At 71.4% G+C, this 26027-nt stretch carries 19 protein-coding genes; 10 read left to right on the top strand and 9 right to left on the bottom strand.

Annotated elements, in window-relative coordinates:
• The first annotated feature begins 10 nt into the window (after positions 1-10).
• Positions 11-2473: a DNA topoisomerase (ATP-hydrolyzing) subunit A gene (locus tag ASC54_RS10720; RefSeq protein ID WP_055898998.1), complete on the top strand. Its 2463-nt coding sequence runs from the start codon at positions 11-13 to the stop codon at positions 2471-2473.
• A gap of 51 nt (positions 2474-2524) precedes the next feature.
• Here the strand turns inward: ASC54_RS10720 and ASC54_RS10715 are convergent, their stop codons facing one another.
• Positions 2525-4606 carry a type IIA DNA topoisomerase subunit B gene (locus ASC54_RS10715; protein ID WP_055898995.1) on the bottom strand — a complete coding sequence of 694 codons (2082 nt, stop codon included), beginning with the start codon at positions 4604-4606 and terminating at the stop codon, positions 2525-2527.
• Between the two features lie 252 nt (positions 4607-4858).
• Here ASC54_RS10715 and ASC54_RS10710 point away from each other — a divergent pair, with 252 nt between their 5' ends.
• The gene (locus tag ASC54_RS10710) at positions 4859-5080 is read left to right on the top strand and encodes a hypothetical protein (RefSeq protein WP_055860988.1); all 222 of its coding nucleotides are present in this window, start codon (positions 4859-4861) and stop codon (positions 5078-5080) included.
• A 6-nt stretch (positions 5081-5086) separates the two neighbouring features.
• Positions 5087-6106 (top strand): sugar-transfer associated ATP-grasp domain-containing protein, encoded by a 1020-nt coding sequence (locus ASC54_RS10705; RefSeq protein WP_055898992.1) that lies wholly within the window; start codon positions 5087-5089, stop codon positions 6104-6106.
• A gap of 24 nt (positions 6107-6130) precedes the next feature.
• Here the strand turns inward: ASC54_RS10705 and ASC54_RS10700 are convergent, their stop codons facing one another.
• The 4 genes from ASC54_RS10700 to ASC54_RS10685 all read right to left on the bottom strand — a co-directional run bounded on the left by ASC54_RS10700 (position 6131) and on the right by ASC54_RS10685 (position 10782).
• Positions 6131-6832, bottom strand: a complete 702-nt coding sequence (locus tag ASC54_RS10700; RefSeq protein ID WP_055860982.1) for a coenzyme F420-0:L-glutamate ligase — start codon at positions 6830-6832, stop codon at positions 6131-6133.
• A 52-nt stretch (positions 6833-6884) separates the two neighbouring features.
• Entirely contained in the window at positions 6885-8339 is a 1455-nt protein-coding gene (locus tag ASC54_RS10695) for an RNA polymerase sigma factor (RefSeq protein WP_235451456.1), read from the bottom strand.
• 120 nt (positions 8340-8459) lie between these two features.
• Complete coding sequence (locus ASC54_RS10690) at positions 8460-9785, bottom strand: nitrate/nitrite transporter (protein WP_055860972.1); 1326 nt, start codon at positions 9783-9785, stop codon at positions 8460-8462.
• 70 nt (positions 9786-9855) lie between these two features.
• Entirely contained in the window at positions 9856-10782 is a 927-nt protein-coding gene (locus tag ASC54_RS10685; protein ID WP_055860969.1) for a proteasome assembly chaperone family protein, read from the bottom strand.
• Between the two features lie 115 nt (positions 10783-10897).
• On the opposite strand from ASC54_RS10685, the gene ASC54_RS10680 reads away from it, so the two are divergent.
• The 3 genes from ASC54_RS10680 to sucB all read left to right on the top strand — a co-directional run bounded on the left by ASC54_RS10680 (position 10898) and on the right by sucB (position 15450).
• Complete coding sequence (locus tag ASC54_RS10680; protein ID WP_055860965.1) at positions 10898-12391, top strand: leucyl aminopeptidase; 1494 nt, start codon at positions 10898-10900, stop codon at positions 12389-12391.
• Between the two features lie 96 nt (positions 12392-12487).
• Positions 12488-13861: a dihydrolipoyl dehydrogenase gene (gene lpdA, locus ASC54_RS10675; protein ID WP_055860962.1), complete on the top strand. Its 1374-nt coding sequence runs from the start codon at positions 12488-12490 to the stop codon at positions 13859-13861.
• Between the two features lie 47 nt (positions 13862-13908).
• Complete coding sequence (gene sucB / locus ASC54_RS10670) at positions 13909-15450, top strand: 2-oxoglutarate dehydrogenase, E2 component, dihydrolipoamide succinyltransferase (RefSeq protein WP_055898985.1); 1542 nt, start codon at positions 13909-13911, stop codon at positions 15448-15450.
• A gap of 15 nt (positions 15451-15465) precedes the next feature.
• On the opposite strand, the gene ASC54_RS10665 is transcribed toward sucB, so the two are convergent.
• Positions 15466-17073: a hypothetical protein gene (locus ASC54_RS10665; RefSeq protein WP_055898982.1), complete on the bottom strand. Its 1608-nt coding sequence runs from the start codon at positions 17071-17073 to the stop codon at positions 15466-15468.
• Between the two features lie 113 nt (positions 17074-17186).
• Here ASC54_RS10665 and ASC54_RS10660 point away from each other — a divergent pair, with 113 nt between their 5' ends.
• Positions 17187-17894: a DUF4191 domain-containing protein gene (locus ASC54_RS10660; RefSeq protein WP_055898978.1), complete on the top strand. Its 708-nt coding sequence runs from the start codon at positions 17187-17189 to the stop codon at positions 17892-17894.
• Positions 17895-17897: 3 nt separating this feature from the next.
• On the opposite strand, the gene ASC54_RS10655 is transcribed toward ASC54_RS10660, so the two are convergent.
• Complete coding sequence (locus ASC54_RS10655) at positions 17898-18302, bottom strand: transporter (protein WP_055898975.1); 405 nt, start codon at positions 18300-18302, stop codon at positions 17898-17900.
• A 99-nt stretch (positions 18303-18401) separates the two neighbouring features.
• On the opposite strand from ASC54_RS10655, the gene lipB reads away from it, so the two are divergent.
• From lipB to glnA, 3 genes are all read left to right on the top strand, one after another.
• Positions 18402-19067 carry a lipoyl(octanoyl) transferase LipB gene (gene lipB / locus ASC54_RS10650; protein ID WP_055898972.1) on the top strand — a complete coding sequence of 222 codons (666 nt, stop codon included), beginning with the start codon at positions 18402-18404 and terminating at the stop codon, positions 19065-19067.
• The gene (gene lipA / locus ASC54_RS10645) at positions 19064-20080 is read left to right on the top strand and encodes a lipoyl synthase (RefSeq protein WP_235451455.1); all 1017 of its coding nucleotides are present in this window, start codon (positions 19064-19066) and stop codon (positions 20078-20080) included. Before lipB ends, lipA begins: the two co-directional genes overlap by 4 nt.
• A gap of 140 nt (positions 20081-20220) precedes the next feature.
• Complete coding sequence (glnA, locus tag ASC54_RS10640; protein ID WP_055898969.1) at positions 20221-21645, top strand: type I glutamate--ammonia ligase; 1425 nt, start codon at positions 20221-20223, stop codon at positions 21643-21645.
• Between the two features lie 91 nt (positions 21646-21736).
• Here glnA and ASC54_RS10635 read toward each other — a convergent pair whose 3' ends face one another.
• Together ASC54_RS10635 and ASC54_RS10630 are read right to left on the bottom strand one after the other, a co-directional pair.
• Complete coding sequence (locus ASC54_RS10635; RefSeq protein ID WP_055898966.1) at positions 21737-24655, bottom strand: bifunctional [glutamine synthetase] adenylyltransferase/[glutamine synthetase]-adenylyl-L-tyrosine phosphorylase; 2919 nt, start codon at positions 24653-24655, stop codon at positions 21737-21739.
• A gap of 30 nt (positions 24656-24685) precedes the next feature.
• Positions 24686-26023, bottom strand: a complete 1338-nt coding sequence (locus ASC54_RS10630; RefSeq protein ID WP_055860943.1) for a glutamine synthetase family protein — start codon at positions 26021-26023, stop codon at positions 24686-24688.
• Between the last annotated feature and the right edge of the window lie 4 nt (positions 26024-26027).

Below are 26027 nucleotides of genomic sequence, written 5' to 3'. Positions count from 1 at the left end.
GGGCCATCCTATGACTCCCCCTCCTGCGCCCCGCTCGACCCAGCCCGACCTCGACGAGACCCCCGGCGAACGCATCGACGACGTCGATCTCGCCGACGAGATGCAGGGGTCGTTCCTCGAGTACGCGTACTCGGTCATCTACTCCCGCGCGCTCCCGGACGCGCGCGACGGCCTCAAGCCCGTGCAGCGGCGCATCCTCTACATGATGAGCGAGATGGGCCTGCGTCCCGACCGCGGGCACGTGAAGTCGGCGCGCGTCGTCGGCGAGGTCATGGGCAAGCTTCACCCGCACGGCGACGGCGCCATCTACGACGCGCTCGTGCGCCTCGCTCAGGACTTCACGCTGCGAGTGCCGCTCGTCGACGGGCACGGCAACTTCGGCTCGCTCGACGACGGACCCGCCGCCTCGCGCTACACAGAGGCGCGCATGCGGGCGGCCGCGCTCGCGATGGTCGACGATCTCGACGAGGACGTCGTCGACTTCATCCCGAACTACGACAACCAGCTCGTGCAGCCCGCCGTCCTCCCGGCGGCCTTCCCGAACCTCCTGGTCAACGGCGCGAGCGGCATCGCGGTCGGCATGGCCACCAACATGGCCCCGCACAACCTCATCGAGGTCGCGGGCGCCGCGCGTCACCTCATCGAGAACCCGGTCGCGACGCTCGAGGAGCTCATGGCGTACGTGCCGGGCCCCGACCTGCCGACGGGCGGCACGATCATCGGCCTCGACGGCATCAAGGACGCCTACGCGACCGGCCGCGGCTCGTTCAAGACGCGGGCGAAGGTCTCGATCGAGCCGGTCACGCCGCGCAAGACGGGCATCGTCGTCACCGAGCTGCCCTACCTCGTCGGCCCCGAGAAGGTCATCGAGAAGATCAAGGACGGCGTCCAGTCAAAGAAGCTCGCCGGCATCAGCGACGTCACCGACCTGACCGACCGCAAGAACGGCCTGCGGCTCGTCATCGGCATCAAGACCGGCTTCAGCCCCGAGGCAGTGCTCGAGCAGCTCTACCGCTACACCCCGCTGGAGGACGGCTTCTCGATCAACGCCGTCGCTCTCGTCGAGGGCCGCCCGCGGACGCTCGGTCTGCGGGAGCTCCTGCAGGTCTACGTCGATCACCGCATCGAGGTCGTCACGCGCCGCAGCCGCTACCGGCTCGCGCGCCGCCGCGAGCGCCTGCACCTCGTCGAGGGCCTGCTCATCGCGATCCTCGACATCGACGAGGTCATCCAGGTCATCCGCGCCTCCGACGACGCCGAGCAGGCTCGCACGCGCCTCATGGAGGTCTTCGACCTCAGCCAGCTGCAGAGCGATTACATCCTCGAGCTGCGCCTGCGCCGCCTGACGAAGTTCAGCCGCATCGAGCTCGAGGCCGAGCGCGACCAGCTGCGCGCCGAGATCGCGGCGCTGGAAGCGCTGCTGGCGGACCCGGCGCGCGTGCGCACCGTCGTGGGCGATGAGCTGGATGCCGTGGCCGAGCGATTCGGGACGCCCCGCCGGACCCTCCTCACCGAGGCGAACCCCTCCATCGCCGCGCCGCGATCGCGGGGTGCGGCGCCCGTGCTCGAGATCGCCGACACCCCCTGCCGCGTCCTCCTCTCGACGACGGGCCGCGCGGTGCGCGTCGAGCTCACCGACGAGCCCCTCGTCCCGCCGGCGCGCCGCAGCAAGCACGACGCGATCCTCTCCGCCGTCGACTCCACCGCCCGCGGCGACCTCGCGGCGATCACCTCCCGAGGTCGTTTCGTGCGGTTCACGCCCGTCGGGCTTCCCGCAGTCCCGGCGAACTCTCTGCAGCTGGGCGCGGGCGCGAGACTGCGCGACTACATCGGTCTCACTGACGCGAGCGAACGGATCGTCGCGATCGTCGACCCCGCGTCGACGACGCCGCTCGCTCTGGGAACCCGCGACGGCGTCGTCAAGCGCGTCTCCCCCGGCTCCTGGCCGGCGCGCCCCGACGGCGAGGTCATCGGGCTCAAGACCGGCGACGAGGTGGTCGCCGCCGCGCCCGCGGCCGACGATGCCGAAGTCGTCTTCGTGACGTCGGATGCGCAGCTCCTGCACTTCGGAGCCGATCAGGTCCGCCCGCAGGGCCTCCCCGCCGGGGGCATGGCGGGAATCAAGCTCGCTCCGGGCGCGCGAGTGGTGCACTTCGGCGTCGTGGAGCCCGCGACGGCCGAGGTCGTCACCGTGAGCGGGTCGACGGAGACGATCGCGGGCACCGATCCCGGCCGCGCGAAGGTCTCGGCCTTCGCCGAGTTCCCGGGGAAGGGGCGCGCCACCGGCGGCGTCCGCGCCCACGCATTCCTCAAGGGCGAGGATGCCCTGCAGCTCGCCTGGGTCGGCACCGACCCGCTCGCCGTCGGCGCCGACGGCTCGGCGCGGGCGCTCCCCGCGGGCGGAGCGAAGCGCGACGGCTCGGGCACGCCGCTCGACGCCGTGATCGGATCGATCGGCGCGCGCCCGTCCTGACGCGTCGGCCGCGCTCGGCCGATCCGGGCATCCCCCCGTCGTCGATCCGGGCTAGACGTCGATGCGGTCGCGGTCGAGCCCCTGGCCGGCGATGATGAAGTCCTTGCGCGGGGCGACGTCGTTGCCCATGAGCAGCTCGAAGACGCTCGACGCCATCTCCGCGTCGCTCACGCGCACGCGCCGCAGCGTGCGGTGCTTGCGACTCATGGTCGTGTCGGCGAGCTGGTCGGCGTCCATCTCGCCGAGGCCCTTGTAGCGCTGGATCGGGTCCTGGTAGCGCCGACCGGACTTCTTCAGCGCCGCGAGCACGCCCTGCAGCTCGGCCTCGCTGTAGGTGTAGATCGTCTCGTTCGGCTTCGTGCCGGGGTTCATGACGATGACCCGATGCAGGGGCGGCACGGCGGCGAAGACCCGGCCCTCGTCGATCATCGGGCGCATGTAGCGGAAGAAGAGCGTCAGCAGCAGGGTGCGGATGTGCGCGCCGTCGACGTCGGCGTCGCTCATGATGATGACCTTGCCGTAGCGGGCGTGCGCGAGATCGAACGAGCGGCCGGAGCCGGCGCCGATGACCTGGATGATCGACGCGCACTCGGCGTTCGAGAGCATGTCGCTCACGGAGGCCTTCTGCACGTTGAGGATCTTGCCGCGGATCGGCAGCAGCGCCTGGAACTCGCTGTCGCGAGCGAGCTTCGCCGTACCGAGCGCGCTGTCGCCCTCCACGATGAACAGCTCGCTGCTCGCGACGTCGTTCGAGCGGCAGTCGACGAGCTTCGCCGGGAGCGAGGACGACTCGAGCGCATTCTTGCGACGCTGGGTCTCCTTGTGCGCGCGCGCCGAGATGCGGCTCTTCATCTCGGCGACGACCTTGTCGAGCAGGAGGGCGGTCTGCGCCTTGTCATCGCGCTTGCTGGAGGCGAAGCGCTCCTTGAGCGCCGACTGCAGCACCGAGGCGACGATCGCGCGCGCGGCGGGAGTGCCGAGCACCTCCTTCGTCTGGCCCTCGAACTGCGGCTCGGCGATGCGCACCGTCAGCACGGCCGTGAGGCCGGCGAGGACGTCGTCCTTCTCGAGCTTGTCGCTGCCGGCCTTGAGGCGCCGCGCGTTCTTCTCGACCTCGGCGCGCAGGGTCTTCAGCAGCCCCTGCTCGAAGCCGGCCTGATGCGTGCCGCCCTTGGGGGTGGCGATGATGTTGACGAAGCTGCGCAGCACCGTCTCGTAACCCGTGCCCCAGCGCAGCGCGATGTCGACGACGCATTCGCGCTCGAGCTCGGTCGGCACCATGTGGCCGTTCGCCTGGAGCACCGGCACGGTCTCGGTGAAGGTTCCGGTGCCCTGGATGCGCCAGGTGTCGGTCACGCCCGAGTCGGGCGCGAGGAACTCGGCGAACTCGCTGATGCCGCCGTCGTAGCGGAAGGCCTCGGCGACCGGCTCGTCGCCTCGCTCATCGGTGATCGAGATGGCGAGGCCGGGGACGAGGAACGCGGTCTGGCGCGCACGGCCGACGAGGTCATCCGTCTGGAAGGTCGCGCCGCGGCTGAAGATCTGCGAGTCGGCCCAGTAGCGGATGCGCGTGCCGGTGACGTTCTTCCCGACCTTCCCGACGACGCGCAGCTCGCTGTTGTCGGTGAACGGGGTGAAGGGTGCGTCGGGACGAGGGCCGTCGGGGCCGTCGGCGAACACGCCCGGCTCGCCGCGGTGGAACGACATCGCCCAGGTCCTGCCGTTGCGGTCGACCTCGACGTCGAGACGCTCGGAGAGCGCGTTGACGACCGAGGCGCCGACGCCGTGGAGTCCGCCCGACGCGGCGTACGAGCCCGACCCGAACTTGCCGCCCGCGTGCAGCTTCGTGAACACGACCTCGACGCCCGAGAGCCCCGTCTTCGGCTCGATGTCGACGGGGATGCCGCGCGCGCGGTCGCGCACCTCGACGCTGCCGTCGCGGTGCAGGTGCACGTCGATCGTGTCGCCGTGACCGCCGAGCGCCTCGTCGACCGAGTTGTCGATGATCTCCCACAGGCAGTGCATGAGCCCGCGGGAGTCGGTCGAGCCGATGTACATGCCCGGTCGCTTCCGCACGGCCTCGAGGCCCTCCAGGACCGAGAGATGGTGGGCGGTGTAATCGGACTGGGCCACGGGTGAGTGCCTCGCGATGCTCGTGAATCAGGATGCTGCGGGCGCGCCCGGCGGCGAGCCCACGACAGCCTAAACCGGCCCGCCGTCGCGGCCGGCCTCCCACGCCCGTCGCGAGCGCTCCCGGTCGCGGGTGTTCGCCCTCGCCTACGCGTTCAGCGAAATGGCAGGCGAATGGCACCGATCCGCTGGCGGCGTGTGTTCGAATAGGGGTCACCAGGTACCACGACGATTCAAGGAAGTGAGGGACACCCCATGACGCAGCTCACCACCGAGAGCCCCGAGATCGTCGTCGCGCAGCCGCTCACCGTCTCCGACCGCTGCGACAGCTGCGGCGCTCAGGCCTACGTGCGCGTGACCCTGGCCACGGGCGAGCTCCTGTTCTGCGCGCACCACGCCGCGCGCTTCAAGGAGAAGCTGAGCACGGCCGCCCTCGCCTGGCACGACGAGACCGACCGCCTGACGGCCGACGCCTAGGCCCGCGTGGCAGGCCTCGGCCTGAGCCGGCGGCTCCGGTACCTCGCCAAGCGCGCCGCGGCCGTCGACACCGCGAACCTGTCGAGGCTGGCCGGACGCATCGCCGCCTCGAGCGGTCGACCCAAGCCCGTCATCCTCGGCGACATGCTGTGGTCGTCGGTGCGCCACGAGACCGGCTTCCAGGACTACTACGACTGGGACTTCCACCTCCTGAACCGGCGCGAACGTCGCACGTTCATGACGCACCCGAAGTCGAACCACCTCGCCCAGAAGCTCAACCAGCCGGAGCACCGGGCTCTGTTCGCCGACAAGTCGCGCTTCAACGCCCGTTTCGGCGATGCGCTCCATCGCGAGTGGCTCGATCTGCGCGTCGCGTCCTCCGAGGAGCTGACCGACTTCCTCGGGCGCCACGACCGGGTGATGGCGAAGGTGGCGGACAGCCTCGGCGGCGACGGGATCCAGGCGTTCGCGACCGCGGACATCCCCGACCCTGAGGCGTGGCGCACGGCGAGGCTCGCCGCGCGCCAGGTGCTCGTCGAGGAGTTCCTCACCCAGCACCCCGTGATGGCCTCGCTCAACCCGTCGAGCGTCAACACGCTGCGCATCATCACGTTCCGCGACGACCAGGACCGCGTGCACACGCTCGCGCGAACCCTGAAGATGGGGAACGGCGGCGACGTCGACAACTTCAGCGACGGCGGCATGTACACGATGCTCGACGAGCACGGGGTCGCCCATCACCCCGCCTTCGACGGCGAGGGGCGCGTCTTCTCGGTGCACCCGCTGTCGGGCACGTCGATCGTCGGCTTCGCGGTCCCCCTGTGGGAGTCGGTGCAGGCGCTCGTCGAGCGGCTCGCGCGCGAGGTTCGGGAGATCCCGTACGTCGGGTGGGACATCGCGATCACGCCCGAGGGGCCCGCCGTCATCGAGGGCAACTACAACACGGGCGTGTTCCAGCTGAAGCCGAGCGTCACGGGCGTCCGCGAAGGGCTTCTGCCGGTGTACCAGCGGGCGATCGGGTTCTGAGCGCCGGAGCGCTCCTCCGATCGGCTAGTCGACCGGGCGGATGACGCCGAGCGGCGTCGACTGGTGGCCCTGACCGAGCGGGTTGTCGCCGAGGATCCGCGCGAGGCGCGCGTGCCCGGCCTTCGGCAGGGTGGCCCCGAGGATGTTGCCGCCGAAGTCGTTGATGTCGACGATCGCGACGTCGGCGATGTCGCCGAGAGCCGTCTTGATCTCGGCGGCGACGGCATCCGGGTTCTCGGGGACCAGGACGACCTGCGTGTTGTACGGCGGGATCGTGTTGTGGGTCGGGCCGTCGATGCCGCGCGCCTTGGGGCCGGCGATGCGGTAGAAGTCGCCCTTGCGGCCGATCGCCTTCGAGACGGCGGCGACCGCCGCGGCGAGGAGGATGCGCGGCGTTCCGACCTCGCGGAGGGCCATCTCCATCGTCTCCGGCATGCCGAGGCCGATGCCGTGCGAGGTCTTCGTCACGTACTTCGAGAGGGTGTGCGCGAGCGGGCGCGCATCGATGTCGCCGACGGGGTACGAGCGCCCCTGCGTGATCGCGACGATCTTCTCGGTCACGAACAGGACGTCGCCGGGCTGGACGACCCCGGTGGCGTAGCGGGTGACGACCTCGATGATGTCCTCCCCCGCGACGACGACGTGCGTCTTGATCGGGATGCGCTGCCAGCGCTGCCCGTCGATGTCGACCTCGAGCGCCTTGCCCTCGTTCGCCTGAGCGGTCATGTCGGTTCTCCCTCGCGGTGTCGCGTGCCGGATCTCGTTCGGGCGCGGCGGTCTACTCGAGGTAGTCGCGCAGCGCCTGCGAGCGCGACGGGTGCCGCAGCTTCGCCATGGTCTTCGACTCGATCTGGCGGATGCGCTCGCGCGTCACGCCGAAGGTGTCGCCGATTTGGTCGAGCGTCTTCGGCATGCCGTCGCCGAGGCCGAAGCGCATGCGGATCACGCCGGCCTCGCGCTCGGAGAGCGAGTCGAGCAGGCTCTCGAGCTGCTTCTGCAGCATCGTGAAGCCCACGGCGTCGGCCGGCACGACGGCCTCGGTGTCCTCGATGAGGTCGCCGAACTCGCTGTCGCCGTCCTCACCGAGGGGCGTGTGCAGGGAGATCGGCTCGCGGCCGTACTTCTGCACCTCGATGACCTTCTCGGGCGTCATGTCGAGCTCGCGGCTGAGCTCCTCGGGCGTGGGCTCGCGGCCAAGGTCCTGCAGCATCTGGCGCTGGACGCGGGCCAGCTTGTTGATGACCTCGACCATGTGCACGGGGATGCGGATGGTGCGCGCCTGGTCGGCCATGGCGCGCGTGATCGCCTGACGGATCCACCACGTGGCATAGGTCGAGAACTTGAAGCCCTTGGTGTAGTCGAACTTCTCGACGGCGCGGATGAGGCCGAGGTTGCCCTCCTGGATCAGATCCAGGAACTGCATGCCGCGACCGGTGTAGCGCTTGGCGAGCGAGACGACGAGTCGGAGGTTCGCGCCGAGGAGGTGGTTCTTCGCACGCTGCCCGTCCTTGGCGACCCAGGCGAGCTCGCGACCCAGCTGGGTGCGCTTCTCCTTGTCGCTCATCTGACCGAGCTTCTCCTCCGCGAAGAGGCCGGCCTCGATGCGCATGGCGAGCTCGACCTCCTCCGCGGCGTTCAGCAGCGGGACCTTGCCGATCTGCTTCAGGTAGTCCTTGACCGGGTCCGCCGTGGCGCCCGTGATCGTCGAGGAGTAGACGGGGACCTCGTCGTCATCCTTCATCGACAGCACGATGGCGCCGGTGGGGAGGTCGACGATGGGGGCGGAGGTCGCGCCGTCCTCACCGCTCTCCTCGGCATCGGCGTCGTCGGACTCGTCGGAGGCATCTTCCGCGGCGGCGGGGACCACCGCGTCCGCGTCGACCGCGTCGGCGCTGTCGTCGATCTCGACGGGCTCGACGTCGTCGTCCTCGGCGGGCTCGGTGACGCTCGAGGTCGTGCCGGCCGCCGCCTTCTTCGAGGCGGGCTTCCTCGTTGCGGGCTTCTTGGCGGCGGGGTTCCTCGCCGCAGGCTTCTTCGTCGCCGTCGCGGCGGTGGTCTCGTCTGCCGACGCGGTCTTGAGGGTCTCCTCCTCGACGACGGCGACGGCTGCGGTCTTCGTCGCGGCGGGCTTCCGAGCGGGAGCCTTCTTCGCGGCGGTCGTCGTCGAGGCAGTGGTGGTTCGGGTTGCCATTCGGACCCTCTTTTCCGTTCTCCGGGCAGTACAACGACCCATGTCAAGTCGCTCTTCCCGCGCGCTCTGCATGAGCGAATGAGAGTGGGCGACCGACCGGGTCGTGAGCGTCAAGTATCGCACAAGTTCGCGGTCACCCGATGCAGGCCACCGAGCGGGCACTCACTCCCCGCGTCGCTCTCGTCGCGCCCGACGACGACGGACGATCGCGACCCACAGCGGGCCGACGGCGATGCCCTCCTCCTCGGCGAGGAGCCGCCGTGCGCGCCCGCGGGAGACGAGCATCGCCGCGACGGTGGCCGCGACGACCGGGTACTGCACGGCGAAGGCGATCCGGAAGCTCTCCCACGAGTACAGGAGCGCCGGATCCGGCGAGTCGCTCCGCGCATCGAGCACCAGGCCGACGAGCAGGAGGAGTGCGACGGAGGTCGCGAAGCCGCCCACGTTCACGAACCCGGAGGCGGCTCCCTGGCTCGCCGGAGGGTTGAAGGTGCGCGCGAAATCGAATCCGATCAATCCGCCCGGACCGCCGACGGCGAGCACGACGAGGAGCGCGATGACGGCGGCGAGGGGCGGGCGCTCGGGCCACAGCAGGACGACTCCCCACGCCGCCGCCGTGAGACCGACGATGAGGAGAACGACGTTCGAGCGCCGGTAGGGGTAGCGAGCGGAGAGCAGGCCGATGACGGGGCCGCCCACGGCGCCGGCGATGACGACGATGCTGAGCAGGGCGCCGGCGCTCGCGGGCCCGTACCCGAGCCCGACCGAGAGCGCGGGGAACCCCCACAGGATCACGAACATCGTCGCACTCGCCTGGCTGGATGCGTGCGCCCAGAATCCGAGTCGGGTCCCCGGTCGCCGGAGGCTCTGACCGAGCTGCTGCAGGGCGACCCGGAAGGTCGCCGCACGCAGTCTCTCCGTCCCGGGAGGGGTGTCGCGGACGCCGAACCAGACCGCCGCGCTCGCGGTGGCCGAGATCGCCGCGAGACCGATGAACGACGACGACCAGCCGATCTCGTGCAGCGCTATCGAGAGCGGGATGGCGGAGAGCAACTGACCGGTCTGCCCGAGCGTGCCGACCCACTGCGAGAGGAGCGGGAGGCGCCGCGGCGAGAACCACGCGCCGAGGAGCCGGAGGACGGAGATGAACGTCATCGCGTCCCCCGCGCCCACGAGGACGCGTCCGGCGATGGCGACGGAGACATCGGGGGCGAGGGCGAGCACGAGCTGACCGAGTGCCATGACGGTCGCGCCGACGCCGATGAGGGCGCGAGGACCGAAGCGGTCCACCAGCACGCCGACGGGGATCTGGAGCCCCGCGTAGACGAGGAGCTGCAGGATCGCGAGCGAGGAGAGCGTCGTCGCATCGATCGCGAAGCGCTCGGTTGCCGCCACTCCGGCGACGCCGAGGGATGTCCGCTGCATGACGCCGACGATGTACGCGAAGCCGCCGACGGCGAGGACGATGATCGCGCGGCGGGAATCCACGCTCCCAGCGTAGGTCCCGCGGCCGATCAGCCGGGTCGGGCCCGTCGCCGCGGACGGGGCCCCCGACCGCTCAGCCGACGATCGGCGGCTCGTCGCTCGGGCGGCGGAACGCGAGGAACTTCTCGAGCTCGGCGGCGATCGAGTCGGCGCTGGGCAGCTCGCCGTCCTCGTCCGTCAGCGGGGAGCGGAGCGGGTTGTCCTCCATGTAGCTGTCGTGACGCTCCTCCAGCGTGCCCACGAGTCGGGCGAGCTCGGTGTTGCCCTCGACCTGCGACTCGATCTTCGCGAGGAACTCGCGACCCTCCTCGCGCAGCCGGTCGGTCGGGAAGAGCAGCCCGGTCGCCGCGGTGATGCTCTCGAGCGCGGTGACGGCCGCCGAGGGGAACTCGGTGTCGGCGAGGTAGTGAGGGACGAGCAGCACGAAGCCGGCGGTCGAGTGCCCCGACTGCTGCAGTCGGAACTCCAGCAGGTGCAGCACGTTGCCCGGCACCTGGGTGCGCGGGCGCCACACCGACAGGGCCTCGATGAGGTCGTCTCGATTGCCGCTCACGGTGACGCCGATCGGCCGCGTGTGCGGCACCGGCATCGGGATGGCGTGGACCCACGTGGTGCTCGACACCTCGAAGCGCTCGATGATGTCGCGCACCGCCTGCGTGAAGCCTTCCCAGAGGAAGTCCGGCTCGTACCCGCTCAGCAGAAGGAACGGCGCCCCCATCTCGTCGGTCATGAGGCGCACGGCGAGCGAGGGCATCGTGTACTCGGCGATACGGGTCTCGTCGAAGAAGAGGACGGGACGGCGCGCGCGCCAGTCGAGCAGCTCGTCGTTGTCGAAGACGACGACGTCACGGTGGTCGAGAGTCGAGAGGAGGTACTCGGTGACCTGGCCGACAGCGGTCCCCGCGTCGGCGAAGCCCGTGAGCCCGGCGACCAGCGGGAGCCCGCGCGGCACCTCGTGATCCGCCATGACGACGGAGTAGAGAGAGGAGGGTTCGCGCATGCCTCCATGGTAGGTCTGCGCCTCCGGGCGAGGTCGCCGCACAGGACCTGCCGAGAGCGAACAGGCCCCCTGGCGTCCCCGATCCGGGCCAGGAGCCGCCCGTAGGATTGCCCGCATGACCCCTCCCTCTCTCCACGTCTCCGCCGTGCCCGCCCGCGAGATCCAGGCCGACGTCCTCGTCGTCGGGGTCGTGAAGGGGGCAGATGGGCCGCGCGTCGAGGGACCGCTCGCGGAGGAGCTCGGTGCCCTGGGAGCCGGGCTCGCCTCACTGGGCCTGACCGGAGCGGCCGACGAGGTCTCCCGCCAGGTCGCGCCCGCGGGCCTCGCGGCCGGGAGCGTGCTCCTCGTCGGGCTGGGCTCGGGCCCCGCAACCCCGGACTCGCTGCGCAGCGCGGCCGGGACCGCCGCGCGCTCCGTGAGCGGGGCATCCCGCCTCGCGATCGCCCTCCCCACCGCGGACGGTGCCGACGTCCAGGCAGTGCTCGAGGGCGCCGCGCTCGGGGCGTACCGGTACACCGCCTACCGCTCGGGCGACGCGCCCGCGCCCGTGGCCGAGATCGTGCTCGCGACCGACGTCGACGGTGCGGATGCCGCGCTCGAGCGGGCGCGCATCGTCTCCGAGGCGGTCGTGGCCGTCCGCGATCTCGTCAACGCCCCGCCGAACGACCTCTACCCGGAGAGCTTCGCGGCTCGCGCCCGCGAGCTTTCCGAGGGCCTCCCCGTCGAGCTGCAGGAGTGGGACGTTCCCGCGCTGCAGGAGGGCGGCTTCGGCGGGATCCTCGGCGTCGGTCAGGGCTCCTCGCGGCCGCCGCGGCTGGTCGCCGTGCGCTACGCGCCGGAGGGCGCGACGCAGCACCTCGCGCTCGTCGGCAAGGGCATCACCTTCGACTCCGGCGGTCTCTCGCTCAAGCCAGCGGCCGCGATGGTCGGTATGAAGTACGACATGACCGGCGCCGCGACCGTCCTCGCCACCGCGCTCGCCGTCGCGCGGCTCGGTCTGCCGATCCGGGTCACCGCCTGGCTCTGCCTCGCCGAGAACCTCCCCTCGTCCACCGCGATGCGGCCCAACGACGTGCTGACGATCCGCGGCGGCACCACGGTGGAGGTCCTGAACACCGACGCCGAGGGCCGGCTCGTGCTGGCCGACGGGCTCGTCGCCGCGAGCGAGGAGCGTCCTGACGCGATCGTCGACGTGGCCACTCTCACGGGCGCCGCCCGCGTCGCGCTCGGCGACCGCTACGCCGCCGTGATGGGCGCCGACGATCTGGTTCGATCCGTCCAGGAGGCGGCGGCGGCGACCGGCGAGCTCGTCTGGCCGATGCCGCTCCCGGCCGACCTGCGCTCGATCCTGCAGAGCGAGGTCGCCGACATCGCCAACGCCAAGCCGGGCAACACGGCCGCGGGCATGCTGCTGGCGGGAGTCTTCCTGCAGGAGTTCGTCGGACGCACCGGTGACGATCAGGATGCGCCGCGCATCCCCTGGGCGCACCTCGACATCGCCGGCCCCGCCAGCAACGGCGGATCCGGCTACGGCTGGACCCCGAAGGGGCCGTCCGGCGTGACGGTGAGACTGCTCGTGAAGCTCGCTGAACGGCTCGCCGGTCAGTAGTAGGCTCGACCGCGGTGCGCGACGCGTGCCGCCCTCCAGGTCGACTGCCACCGTCTAGATCGGCCTCCGCACGAAATCCTCAAGGGAGTCTCCTCGGTGTCGGAACACACTTTTGACCTCGTCATCCTCGGTGCCGGCAGTGGCGGCTACGCGGCCGCCCTCCGCGCCAGCCAGCTCGGCATGACCGTCGGTCTGATCGAGAAGAGCAAGGTCGGGGGCACCTGCCTCCACGTCGGCTGCATCCCCACGAAGGCGCTGCTGCACGCGGCGGAGGTCGCCGATGCGGCCCGCGACTCGGCCAGGTTCGGTGTGCGCGCGACGCTCGAGGGGATCGACGTCCCCGCCGTCACCGCGTACCGCGAGGGCATCATCGCGAGCAAGTACAAGGGCCTCCAGGGCCTCATCAAGGCGCGCGGCATCACCACGATCGAGGGCGAGGGGCGCCTCACCTCTCCGACGACCGTCCAGGTCGGCGAGAACACGATCACGGGTAAGAACGTCGTCCTCGCGACGGGCTCCTACTCGCGCAGTCTCCCCGGGCTCGAGATCGGCGGCCGCGTCATCACCTCCGAGCAGGCCCTCCAGCTCGACTACGTGCCCAAGAAGGTCGCCGTGCTCGGCGGCGGGGTGATCGGCGTCGAGTTCTCGAGCGTGTGGCGCTCGTGGGGCTCGGAGGTCGTCATCATCGAGGCGCTCCCCCACCTGGTCCCCAACGAGGACGAGGCGATCTCGAAGCAGTTCGAGCGCGCCTACCGCAAGCGCGGGATCGACTTCAAGCTCGGCGTGCGCTTCCAGGGCGTCACGCAGGACGACAACGGCGTGGTCGTGACCCTCGAGAGCGGCGAGACGATCGAGGCCGACCTGCTGCTCGTCGCCGTCGGCCGCGGCCCCATGACGGCCAATCTCGGATTCGAGGAGGTCGGGGTCGCGATGGACCGCGGCTTCGTGCTCACGGACGAGCGGCTCCGCACCAACGTGCCGGGCGTCTACGCCGTCGGCGACATCGTGCCCGGCCTGCAGCTCGCCCACCGCGGATTCCAGCACGGCATCTTCGTCGCGGAGGAGATCGCGGGCCTCGACCCGGTCGTCATCAGCGACGTCAACGTGCCGAAGGTCACCTACAGCGAGCCCGAGGTCGCGTCGGTCGGCCTGACCGAGGCCAAGGCGAAGGAGCAGTACGGCGAGGCGCAGATCGCGTCGTACGACTACAACCTCGCCGGCAACGGCAAGAGCCACATCCTCGAGACCTCCGGGATCATCAAGGTGATCCGCGTGGTCGACGGTCCGGTGGTCGGCGTGCACATGATCGGCGCCCGCGTCGGCGAGCTCATCGGCGAGGCGCAGCTCGCCGTGAACTGGGATGCCCACCCCGAGGACATCGCGCCCCTGCTCCACGCGCACCCGACGCAGAACGAGGCGCTCGGCGAGGCGTTCCTCGCTCTCGCCGGCAAGCCCCTGCACGGCATCTGATCCGCCCATAAGCTGAACAACCACCGGTTTCCAAAGGAGCATCACTGATGAGCGAATCCGTCAACCTCCCGGCGCTCGGGGAGAGCGTCACCGAGGGCACGGTCACCCGCTGGCTGAAGAACGTGGGCGACCGCGTCGAGGTCGACGAGCCGCTGCTGGAGGTGTCGACCGACAAGGTCGACACCGAGATCCCGTCGCCCGTCGCCGGCGTGATCGAGGAGATCCTCGTCGCGGAGGACGAGACGGTCGAGGTCGGCACTCCGCTCGTCCGCATCGGAGACGGCAGCGGCGGCGGCGAGTCCGCGCCGGCTGACGCTGCTCCCGCGGACGCCGCTCCTGCGGCCGAAGCCGCTCCTGCCGAGCAGCCCGCGCCGGCGGCGGAGGCCCCGGTCGAGGCCGCTCCGGCGGAGCAGGCGCCCAGCACCGAGCAGCCCGAGGCAGCGGCTCAGCCCCCCACCGAGGCACCCGCCCCTGCCGAGGCGCCCGCCGCGTCCGCCCCGGCGGCACCGGTTCAGGAGGCACCTGTTCAGGATGCGCCGGCCCCCGCGCCCCAGACGCCCCAGCCGACGGAGGCGCCCGCCGCGCAGCCGGTGGCCGAGGCCCCGGCGGCGGCCGCCCCCGCCGCTCCGTCCGTCGTCTCGACCCCCGCCGCGGAGCCGGCTGACGCATCCGATGCGAACGGAAGCGCCGGATACATCACCCCGATCGTGCGCAAGCTCGCGCAGGAGAAGGGCGTCGACCTCGCGAACGTGAGCGGCACGGGCGTCGGCGGCCGCATCCGCCGCCAGGACGTCCTCGCCGCCGCCGAGTCCGCTGCGGCTCCCGCGAACGCCACCCCGACCGCCGCACCGCGGGCCGCCGCGGAGGTCTCCCCGCTGCGCGGAACGACGACCCAGATGTCGCGGCTGCGCAAGGTCATCGCGGAGCGCGCCGTCGCCTCGATGCAGTCGACGGCCCAGCTCACGACGGTCGTCGAGGTCGACGTGACCAAGGTCGCGGCCCTCCGCACCGCTGTGAAGGACGAGTTCCAGAAGGCGACGGGCGTCAAGCTCTCGTTCCTGCCCTTCTTCGCGAAGGCGGCGACCGAGGCGCTGCGCTCGTTCCCGATCATCAACGCGACCGTCGACGGCGACTCGATCGTCTACCCGGAGACCGAGAACCTCTCGATCGCGGTGGACACCGAACGGGGCCTGCTCACCCCCGTCGTCCGCAACGCGGGAGATAAGTCGATCGCCGATCTCGCGAAGGACATCGCGGACCTCGCCGCGCGCACGCGCGACAACCAGCTGAAGCCCGACGAGCTCGCTGGCGGCACGTTCACGCTGACCAACACCGGCTCGCGCGGCGCGCTGTTCGACACGCCCGTCGTGTTCCTCCCGCAGGTGGCCATCCTCGGCACCGGCGTCGTTGTCAAGAAGCCGGCGGTCGTGACCGTCGACGGCACCGACGCGATCGCCATCCGGTCGACCGTCTACCTGGCCCTGTCGTACGACCACCGCATCGTCGATGGCGCCGACGCCGCTCGCTTCCTCAGCGCCGTCAAGGCGCGCCTGGAGGAGGCCGACTTCGACGGCGACCTCGGCATCTAGCCGACGCCGTCCGCCTCACGGCATCACGGCGCGAACGCGCCACCCGGCCTCGCTCCTCACCACGAGGAGCGAGGCCGTCGCCGTCTCCGCCTCCAGCAGGTCCACGAGCGCTGCGGCGCCCATGCGATCCACGACGATGAGCGTGCGCTCCCCGCCGGCCCACTCCTGCAGCGCGGACAGCGCCTCCACCGATGCGGTCGCCTCAGCGCCCGCCATCAGAGCCTCGTGCGCCGAGGAGCCGGCGTGCGCCACCGACGCCGCGCAGTCCTCCGACGGCGACGGAGCGCACGCGATCCAGCGGTCGACGAGCTCCCCGACGAGCGGGCTCCACTCCTCCGGCGTGGGATCGTCGAGCGACTCCGGCAGGGCGGCAGCGCTTCGCTGCTCAGCGGCGGCGGTCGATGCGGCGGGCCTCGGCGTCGCCTGCCGGCCCTGAGCCGCCGGATCCGACGGGGGTGCCGGCGTGCCCGGCGCCGACGACGCCGACGTGCTCTCGGCCGAGGCGAGGGCGCCCGCTGCGAGAAGGGCCACGAGGCCCGCGGCACCCACCAGGACCACTCCCCTGCGCGGGCGGGGCCCACCGGCGACTCGGGTGACGAGAGCCCGACTCGCTCGCACCCTGCTCCCGACCGCGCCCTGCGCCGACCGCAGGGCCGCGTCCACGGGCCGAAGGAGCCCGGCGGGGAGCCCGATCGCCTGGGAGACCCGATCGACTCCGCTCGCGACCTCCGGAGGATCGGACGGCACCACCGGGAGGGTCTGCCGGCGAGAGGTCGGGAGCTCTGCCGAGACCTGACCCCGGGGAGCGGGTGTCGGCGCAGAGCGCGGGAGTTCCGCGGCCCGGGAGTCGTCCCCGTCGGGCTCCTGGAGGAGCGACTGCAGCGGGAGCGGCGCAGCGCAGTCGAACAGGGCGAGCTCGAGCGCGCGCGGCTCCCCGGCGCTCGCGAGAGCCGCGCGCACCGCATCCCGCTCGCGCTCGTGGACGCGGTCGGCGAGAGCGTCGCCGAAGGCGCGCAGCGCGGCGCGATCCGCGCGGATCGACGGCTCCCGATCGCGGAAGCGCTCCGGCAGCGGCGCGGCGACCGCGGCCGCGCCGAGGGCGACGACGATGGGCGCTCCGGAGGAGTCGAGTCGGATGCCTGCGGCGTCGAGGCGACCGAGAGTCACCCCGAGCTCATGGGCCCCGTCGAGGAGGGCCGCGATCGGGGCGAGGATCGTCGTCACGTGACCGGCGCGCAGGGGGCTGGTCGCTCGAGGCAGGACGTCGCTCAGGAGCGGCCCGACCACCGCGGCGATCACGGGCACCGGCCGGCCGTTGCGCGACGTCGCGACGTCGAGCAGCTCGGGCACGTGCCCGTCGCGCAGCCGCTCGCGCGCGCCGAGCTCGGCGTCGATGCGCGCATCGGGTGCGGAATCCCGGAAGACCCGGAGCACCACCGTCTCCTCGCCGCCGCGGGCGAGCCAGGTGACGACGGCCTCGTCCTCGTCGAGTCGCCGCACGAGGCGGTAGCCCCCGACCGCCGCGGGGTCGCCCGGAGCTGCGGGCAGCCCCGATGACGGGGGCTCGGGGAGCGATGCGGAGCGGTGCTCGTGCGGGTCGGACGAGGAGAGGGCGCGCGGCATGCCGGTCAGGGTGCCGGGGACACGGCGGATCCGCGCCGCAACGGTGCGACCTGGGGAGGAACGAGCGTGAAGCCCGTCAGGGGACGACCCGCGCCGGGCCCTATTCTGGAGGCATGGCCCGCCCCTCCGCATCCACGCCCGCCAAGGAACCCGGTCGCATGACGCAGCTGTGGCAGGTGTTCCGCATGACCATCCGGAACGACCGCGCCGCACTGTGGCTGATGCTCGCGGGTCTGCTGCTGCCCATCGCCGCGGGCATCGTGCTCGCGATCGCGTTCTCCAGCGACAACGTCATCGGCATCGTGCTGTACATCATCACCGGCGTCCTGGGCGGAATCCTTGGCCTGCTCATCGTGCTCGGGCGCCGCGCCGAGCGCGTCGCCTACCGCCAGATCGCCGGTCAGCCCGGCGCCGTCGGCGCCGTGCTCAAGAGCTCGCTGCGCCGCGCCTGGCAGGCGAGCGAGATGCCGGTGGCCGTCACGAAGTCGCAGGACGCGGTCTATCGCGCCGTCGGCAAGCCCGGTGTCGTGCTGATCGGCGAGGGCCCGCACTCGCGGACGCGTCGCATGCTCGAGGAGGAGCGCCGCAACGTCGCGCGCATCATCCCCAACGTGCCCATCCACCTCCTGCACGTCGGGCCGGACGGCGAGAGCATCCCGCTGGAGCGTCTGCCGAGGACGCTCAACCGCCTCAAGAAGTCGATCAGCAAGGCCGAGGTCCTCGCGATCAACAACCGGCTCGTGTCGCTCAGCCGGAGCAGCAGCCTGCCCATCCCCAAGGGCATCGACCCGACGAAGGTCCGGGCGCCCAAGCCCCGCTGACGCCTATCGGCGCAGCAGGATCGTGCGGACGGCGCGATCGTGGAGCCCCCGCTGGTCGTTGTCGACGATGAGCGCGGGAATCACGAGGCCCAGAAGCACCGAGCGCACGATCGGGCGCCAGGCCCCGAGCCCGCCGCCCTCGATGCGCTGGAGGCGCATCCCCAGCAGAAGATGGCCGACGCTGGCGTTCAGCAGCACGAGCGGCACGATCTGCAGCAGCACGAACAGCCCCTGCAGCACGAGAGCGTCGTACTGGAAGAACGCCACCGCGAGCAGGACGGCGAGCGCCCAGTCGATCGCGACGGCCGCGAGCCGGCGACCGTAGCGGGCGATCGAGCGCGGCCCGGACTCGGGGAGCCCGAGGTGCTGGCCGGGCCACTGCGGGAAGGCGGGCGGGGTCTCGGGCACGGCTCCGATCCTAGGCGGGGTGCGGCTGGGCGAGCACGCACAGCAGGCGCGGAGCATCCACTCGCATGACCGTCGGCGCCGCAGGCGTACACTGACGACGTGATCGACTACGTCGACACGGGGCTAAGCGCCAACTCCGTGCCGTATCTGTCGGGTCTCGAGCAGCAGCGTGCACGGCACGCCGCCGTCGTCGAGGGCCGGGCGCCTGATTCCGTCCTCCTGCTCGAGCACGAGAGCGTCTACACCGCCGGCAAGCGCACCGAGCCGCACGAGCGACCCGTCGACTGCTCCCCCGTCATCGATGTGGACCGCGGCGGCAAGATCACCTGGCACGGCCCCGGCCAGCTCGTCGGCTACCCGATCATGCGCCTCGCCGAGCCCGTCGACGTCGTCGCGTACGTGCGCGCCCTCGAGGGGATGCTCATCGCTGTGCTCGAGGACCTCGGCGTCGTGGGTGCCGAGCGCGTCGAGGGCCGGTCCGGCGTCTGGCTGCGCGGCACCGACAAGATCGCGGCGATCGGCATCCGCGTCGCGAGCGGCGTCACGATGCACGGCTTCGCCCTCAACTGCTCCAACGGCTTCGAGGCCTACGAGCGCATCATCGCGTGCGGCCTGACCGACGCGAGCGTCACGAGCGTGAGCCGCGAGCTCGGTCGCACCGTGACGCCCGCCGACGTCGCCCCCCTCATCCAGCGGCACTTCGCGCCGCTCGTCCACGCGCGCGTCGGCGTGCCCGCCCTCCAGGATCAAGGAGTCCCCGCATGACCGCCCTCGACGCGACCACGAGCCCCACCCACCCCGGCGAGGGACGCAGGATGCTGCGTCTCGAGGTGCGCAACGCGCAGACCCCGATCGAGAAGAAGCCCGAGTGGATCAAGACGCGGGCCAAGATGGGGCCCGAGTACACAGAACTGCGCGCCCTCGTCGGCGAGAAGCAGCTGCACACGGTGTGCCAGGAGGCCGGCTGCCCCAACATCTACGAGTGCTGGGAGGACCGCGAGGCGACCTTCCTCATCGGCGGCAGCCAGTGCACCCGCCGCTGCGACTTCTGCCAGATCGACACGGGCAAGCCCGCCGACTACGACCGCGACGAGCCCCGCCGCGTCGCCGAGAGCGTGCGGGAGATGAACCTGCGCTACGCGACCGTGACGGGCGTCGCGCGCGACGACCTCCCCGACGAGGGCGCGTGGCTGCACGCCGAGACCGTCCGCATGATCCATGAGCTCAACCCCGGCACGGGCGTCGAGATCCTCGCGACCGACTTCAGCGGCAACCCGGACCTCCTGCGCGTCGTCTTCGAGTCGCGCCCGGAGGTCTTCGCGCACAATGTCGAGACCGTCCCGCGCATCTTCAAGCGCATCCGCCCCGCCTTCCGCTACGACCGCTCGCTCGACGTCATCACGCAGGCGCGCGACTTCGGCCTCATCACGAAGTCCAACCTCATCCTCGGCATGGGCGAGACGCGCGAGGAGGTCAGCCAGGCGCTGCGCGACCTGCACGATGCGGGCACCGATATCGTCACGATCACGCAGTACCTGCGCCCGACGCCGCGCCACCACCCCATCGATCGCTGGGTCAAGCCCGAGGAGTTCGTCGAGATCAAGGCCGAGGCCGAGGAGATCGGATTCCTCGGCGTGCTCGCCGGCCCTCTCGTGCGCTCGAGCTACCGCGCCGGTCGTCTGTGGGCGCAGTCGATGGTCGCGAAGGGGCGCGAGATCCCGGATGCCCTGCGCGGGCTCGCGGAGCCGAGCGCCGGCTTTGCCCAGGCCGTGGGCTGAGCATCCGTCGCCGCTGCGCCGGGCCAGCGCGGCGCGTAACATCCCCGAAACAATCGGGACACCGCGGGGAAACGCCCGCCCCGTAACGTCGACCACGGTTGCGCTCGCAGCCGTCCGGTACTTACCCAGGAGACCATCACATGTTCAGTGATTCTTCCGAGGTCCTGAAGTTCATCAAGGACACGGACGTCAAGTTCCTCGACATCCGCTTCACCGACCTCCCCGGCGTGCAGCAGCACTTCAACATCCCTGCTGCCAGCGTCGACGAGGAGTTCTTCACCGTCGGCCAGCTGTTCGACGGCTCGTCGATCCGCGGCTTCCAGTCGATCCACGAGTCGGACCTGCAGCTCATCCCCGACGTGTCGACCGCCTACGTCGACCCCTTCCGGGCCGAGCGCACGCTCATCATGGTCTTCGACATCTACAACCCGCGCAACGGCGAGATCTACGGCCGCGACCCGCGCCAGGTGGCCAAGAAGGCGGAGAAGTTCCTCGCCTCGACCGGCATCGCCGACACCGCGTTCTTCGCCCCCGAGGCCGAGTTCTACATCTTCGACGACGTGCGCTACGAGGTGAAGCAGAACAAGAGCTTCTACGAGGTCGACTCGAGCGAGGCCGCGTGGAACTCCGGTCGCGTCGAGGAGGGCGGCAACCTCGCCAACAAGACTCCCTACAAGGGCGGCTACTTCCCCGTCTCCCCCGTCGACCAGCACGCCGACATGCGCGACGACATCGTCGTCAAGCTCATGGAGGCGGGCCTCGAGGTCGAGCGCAGCCACCACGAGGTCGGCACCGCCGGCCAGGGCGAGATCAACTACCGGTTCGACACGATGGTCTCGGCCGCCGACGACATCCTGAAGTTCAAGTACATCGTCAAGAACACCGCCTCCGAGTGGGGCAAGGTCGCGACCTTCATGCCGAAGCCGCTCATGGGCGACAACGGCTCGGGCATGCACACCCACCAGTCGCTCTGGAACGACGGCAAGCCGCTGTTCTACGACGAGGCCGGCTACGGCGGGCTCTCGGACATCGCGCGCTGGTACATCGGCGGCCTGCTCAAGCACGCCCCCGCGGTCATGGCGTTCACGAACCCCTCGGTCAACTCGTACCGCCGACTCATCCCCGGCTTCGAGGCGCCCGTCAACCTCGTGTACTCGGCGGGCAACCGCTCGGCCGCGATCCGCATCCCGATCACGGGCACGAACCCGAAGGCCAAGCGCATCGAGTTCCGCGCCCCCGACGCGGCGAGCAACCCGTACCTCGCCTTCGCCGCGCAGATGATGGCCGGCATCGACGGCATCATCAACAAGATCGAGCCGCACGAGCCCGTCGACAAGGACCTCTACGAGCTCCCGCCCGAGGAGGCCAAGACGATCCCGCAGGCTCCCGCCTCGCTCGAGGCGGCGCTCGCGGCGCTCGAGGCCGACCACGACTTCCTGCTCGCGGGCGGCGTGTTCACGAAGGACCTCATCGAGACCTGGATCGACTACAAGCGCGAGAAGGAGCTCCTCCCCTTCGCGCAGCGCCCGCACCCGTTCGAGTACGAGCTGTACTTCTCGGTCTAGGCGCCCCTGCACGACAGCGCCCGAGGGCCGCATCCGCATCGCGCGGGTGCGGCCCTCGTGGCGTTGCGGGGCCGTGGCGTTGCGGGGCTCGTCAGGCGGTCGGCGGCGCGGCGTAGAAGCCGCGCTCGAAGACCTGGCGCGCGAGGCGCGTCGTGCGGAGGTAGTCCTCCTCGAGACGCGCTGCGCCCCCGGGCCCGTACCCCAGGAGCCGGGCGACGCCGTCGAGCTGACGGCGGTCGGTCGGCAGGACGTCGGCGGTCTTCGCCGTCCACAGCGTCATCGCCGACCGGGCGCGGGAGGCGATGAGCCACGCATCGCGCAGCCGCTCGGCGTCGCGCTCCGGGATGAGTCCGGCCTCCACGCCTGCCGCGAGGGCCCCCAGCGTCGAGGGCGTGCGCAGGCCCGGCGTCGCGGCGGCGTGCTGCAGCTGCACGAGCTGGACGAACCACTCCACGTCGCTCAGCGAGCCGCGGCCGAGCTTGAGGTGCCGCGCGGGGTCGGCCGCTTGGGGAAGCCGCTCCGATTCCACTCGCGCCTTGATGCGGCGGACCTCGCGGGCATCCGCCTCGGCGAACGCGGCCGGGTACCGGACGCCGTCGGCGAGGGCGGTGAAGTCGGCCGCGAGCGCCTCATCGCCGGCGATGACGGCCGCGCGCAGCAGCGCCTGAGCCTCCCACGTGAGCGACCAGCGCTCGTAGTAGGCGCGGTACGAGTCGAGCGAGCGGACGATCGTGCCGTTCCGGCCCTCCGGCCGCAGGCCCGCGTCGAGCTCGAACGGCAGGCGGAGGTCCTCCGTGAGACGGACGAGCTCGCGCACGACGAGCTCGGCGCGCTTCTGCGCCGCGTCCCCGGCCCCCGCGTCGCGGTAGACGTACATGACGTCGGCATCGGAGCCGAACCCGAGCTCTCGGCCGCCGTACCGGCCCATGGCGACGATCGCGAACTCGATGCCCGCGGCGTCGCGGCGCGCGAGTGCGAGGGCACCCGTGAGCAGCGTCGTCGTGATGTCGCTGAGCGCGACCCCGAGCTCCTCGATCGTGATGACGTCGAGGATGCCCGCGAGGGCCGTGCGCAGGATCTCCCTCCGTCGCGCGGTGCGCAGCGCCTTCGCCGCACCCTCCACGTCGCCCGCGTGGCGCGCCAGGGTGGCGCGCGCCTCGTCGAGCAGCGCATCGAGAGGACGCGGCCTCAGCTCCTCCTCGTTCTCGAGCCACGCCGCACCGTCGGGGATCCGCTCGAAGAGCCCGCCGACGTACCGCGACGAGGCGAGCACGCTCGTCAGGCGCTGGGCGGCGCCGCTCGAGTCGCGGAGCATCCGCAGGAACCAGTACGCCTCGCCGAGGTCGTCGCTCAGGCGGCGGAAGGCGAGAAGGCCGTAATCGGGGTCGGCGCCGTCGGCGAGCCACTGCAGGATGACGGGCAGCAGCGTGCGCTGGATCTGAGCGCTCCGCGAGACGCCCGTCGTGAGCGCCGCGATGTGGTGCAGAGCTCCGCGCGGGTCGACGAAGCCGATCGCGCGCAGCCGCGCCTCGGCCTGCGCGCTCGTGAGCGCGAAGCCCTCCTCCGGGAGCGCGGCGACCGCCGAGAGCAGGGGACGGTAGAAGAGGCGCTCGTGCAGCGAGCGCACCGCGAGGCGCGTCTGCTGCCAGCGCACCGTGAGCTCCTCCGCCGTCGAGAGGAACCCCGTCGCGCGGGCGATGACCCGCAGCTTCTCCGGATCGCGCGGCATGAGGTGCGTGCGCCGCAGCCCGTCGAGCTGCAGCCGGTGCTCGATCACCCGCAGGAGGCGGTAGTCGCTCGAGAACTCGGCGGCCTCGGCGCGGCCGATGTAGCCGCGCTCGGCGAGGGCCGCGAGGGCGTCGATGGTCGAGCGCGCCCGCACCGAGTCGTCGAGGTGCCCGTGCACGAGCTGCAGGAGCTGGATCGTGAACTCGACGTCGCGCAGCCCGCCCGGCCCGAGCTTGAGCTGCACGTCGACCTCGTCGGCGGGGATGTGCGCGGTCACGCGCTCACGCATCGCCTGCACCGACTCCACGAAGCCCTCGCGCTGCGAGCTCTGCCACACGAGCGGCGAGACCACGCCGAGGTAGTCCTCGCCGAGCTCCTCGTCCCCCGCGATCGGGCGGGCCTTCAGCAGCGCCTGGAACTCCCAGTCCTTCGCCCACCGCGCGTAGTAGGCCCGATGCGAGTCGAGCGAGCGGACGAGCGCTCCGTCCTTCCCCTCCGGGCGCAGATTCGCGTCGACCTCCCACAGCGGCGGCTCGATCGCCGGCTCCTGGATGCCCCGGGCCGTCGCCTGCGCCAGTCGCGTCGCGATCTCCACCGCCCTCGCCGTCTCCAGCCCGGAGGAGCCCTCCGCCACGTAGATGACGTCGACGTCGCTGAGGTAGTTGAGCTCGCTCGCCCCGCACTTGCCCATGCCGATGATCGCGAGCCGCGTCCGCGCGACGTCCTCGGCCGGGAAGGCGCTCTCGCGCCGGGCGATGTCGAGCGCCGCCTCGAGGGCGGCGCCGGCGAGGTCGGCGAGGGCGGCGCCCACGCGCGGCATCGCGGCGAGCGGGTCGGGGTGCTCGAGATCCCACACCGCGAGACGCAGCAGGTGATGGCGGTAGCGGACGCGCAGCGCGATGACCGCCGCGTCACCCGAGCTCGCCACGACCGCCGCCCGCAGGTCGTCGCGGTACCCGAGCGCCGTCAGGGGCTCGGGCAGCGGGTCGCGGAGCGCCGTCAAGTGAGCCGGACGGCGGCGGAGGAAGTCGAACAGCCCGTCGCTCGCGCCGAGAGCGCGGATCAGCCGCCTCGCCCAGTCGGCGTCGCCGAGGGCGGCGGCCACGGCATCCCCATGCAGCTCGTGGAGGCGCCGCAGCGACCGCAGCGCGCGGTCGGGGTCGGCGGCGAGCCCGAAGGCCTCGAGGTGCTCCTCGTAGCCGTCGAGGCCCGCGCGCGCGTCGCTGAGCTCGGTGAACCCGAGCCGGGCGATGGATGAGAGCGTCAGCGGTGAGCGCGTCATGGTGTGCGGGGGCGCGGAGCGCGCGGCGAGCTAGAGGATCTCGAGGTTGCTCTTGAGCTCGTACGGCGTGACCTGCTCGCGGTACTCCTTCCACTCCGCGCGCTTGTTCAGCAGCACGTAGTTGAAGACCTGCTCGCCGAGCGTCTCGGCGACGAGCTCGCTGTTCTCCATCAGGCTGAGCGCGCGGTCGAGGCTCGCCGGCAGCGCCTGGTAGCCGAGTGCGCGGCGCTCGGCCTCGGTGAGCGCCCACACGGTGTTCTCGGCCTCGGGAGGAAGCTCGTAGCCCTCCTCGATGCCCTTCAGACCCGCCGCGAGAAGGAGCGAGTAGGCCAGGTACGGGTTCGCGGCCGAGTCGACGCCGCGGTACTCGATGCGAGCGCTCTGGCCCTTGCCGGGCTTGTAGAGCGGCACGCGGACGAGAGCCGAGCGGTTGTTGTGGCCCCACGTGACGTAGCTCGGGGCCTCGTCGCCGCTCCACAGCCGCTTGTACGAGTTGACGAACTGGTTGGTCACGGCGGTGATCTCGGGGGCGTGGGTGAGGATGCCCGCGACGAACTGGCGGCCGATCTGAGAGAGCTGGTACTGGCCGGCGGGATCGAAGAACGCGTTCGAGTCGCCCTCGAAGAGCGACAGGTGCGTGTGCATGCCCGACCCGGGGTGCTTCGCGAGGGGCTTCGGCATGAACGTCGCGTAGACGCCCTGCTCGATCGCGACCTCCTTGATGACCGTGCGGAAGGTCATGATGTTGTCGGCGGTCGTGAGCGCGTCGGCGTAGCGGAGGTCGATCTCGTTCTGACCGGGGCCCGCCTCGTGGTGGCTGAACTCGACCGAGATGCCGAGGTCCTCCAGCATGCGCACCGCACGGCGGCGGAAGTCGTGCGCGGTGCCGCCGGGCACGTTGTCGAAGTAGCCGGCGGAGTCGACGGGCTCGGGGCCCTCGGGGCCGTACTTGCTGCTCTTGAGCAGGTAGAACTCGATCTCGGGGTGCGTGTAGAAGGTGAAGCCGCGGTCGGCGGCCTTCGCGAGCGCGCGCTTGAGCACGTGCCGCGGGTCGGCGGCGGCGGGCTGGCCGTCGGGCGTCGTGATGTCGCAGAACATCCGCGCGGTCGGGTCGACCTCGCCGCGCCACGGGAGGATCTGGAACGTGGTCGGATCGGGGTGCGCGAGCACGTCGGCCTCGAAGGCGCGCGTGAAGCCCTCGATCGCCGAGCCGTCGAATCCGAGGCCCTCGGCGAAGGCGCCCTCGACCTCCGCGGGGGCGATCGCGACCATCTTGAGGGTGCCCACGACGTCGGTGAACCACAGCCGGACGAACTTCACGCCGCGCTCCTCGATCGTGCGGAGAACGAAGTCGCGCTGCTTGTCCATGGGG

The organism is Yonghaparkia sp. Root332 (assembly GCF_001425665.1).
Lineage (GTDB): Bacteria > Actinomycetota > Actinomycetes > Actinomycetales > Microbacteriaceae > Microcella.
Note: the sequence above shows the minus strand (reverse complement) of the source record. Positions and strands in the feature narration are given on the sequence as shown.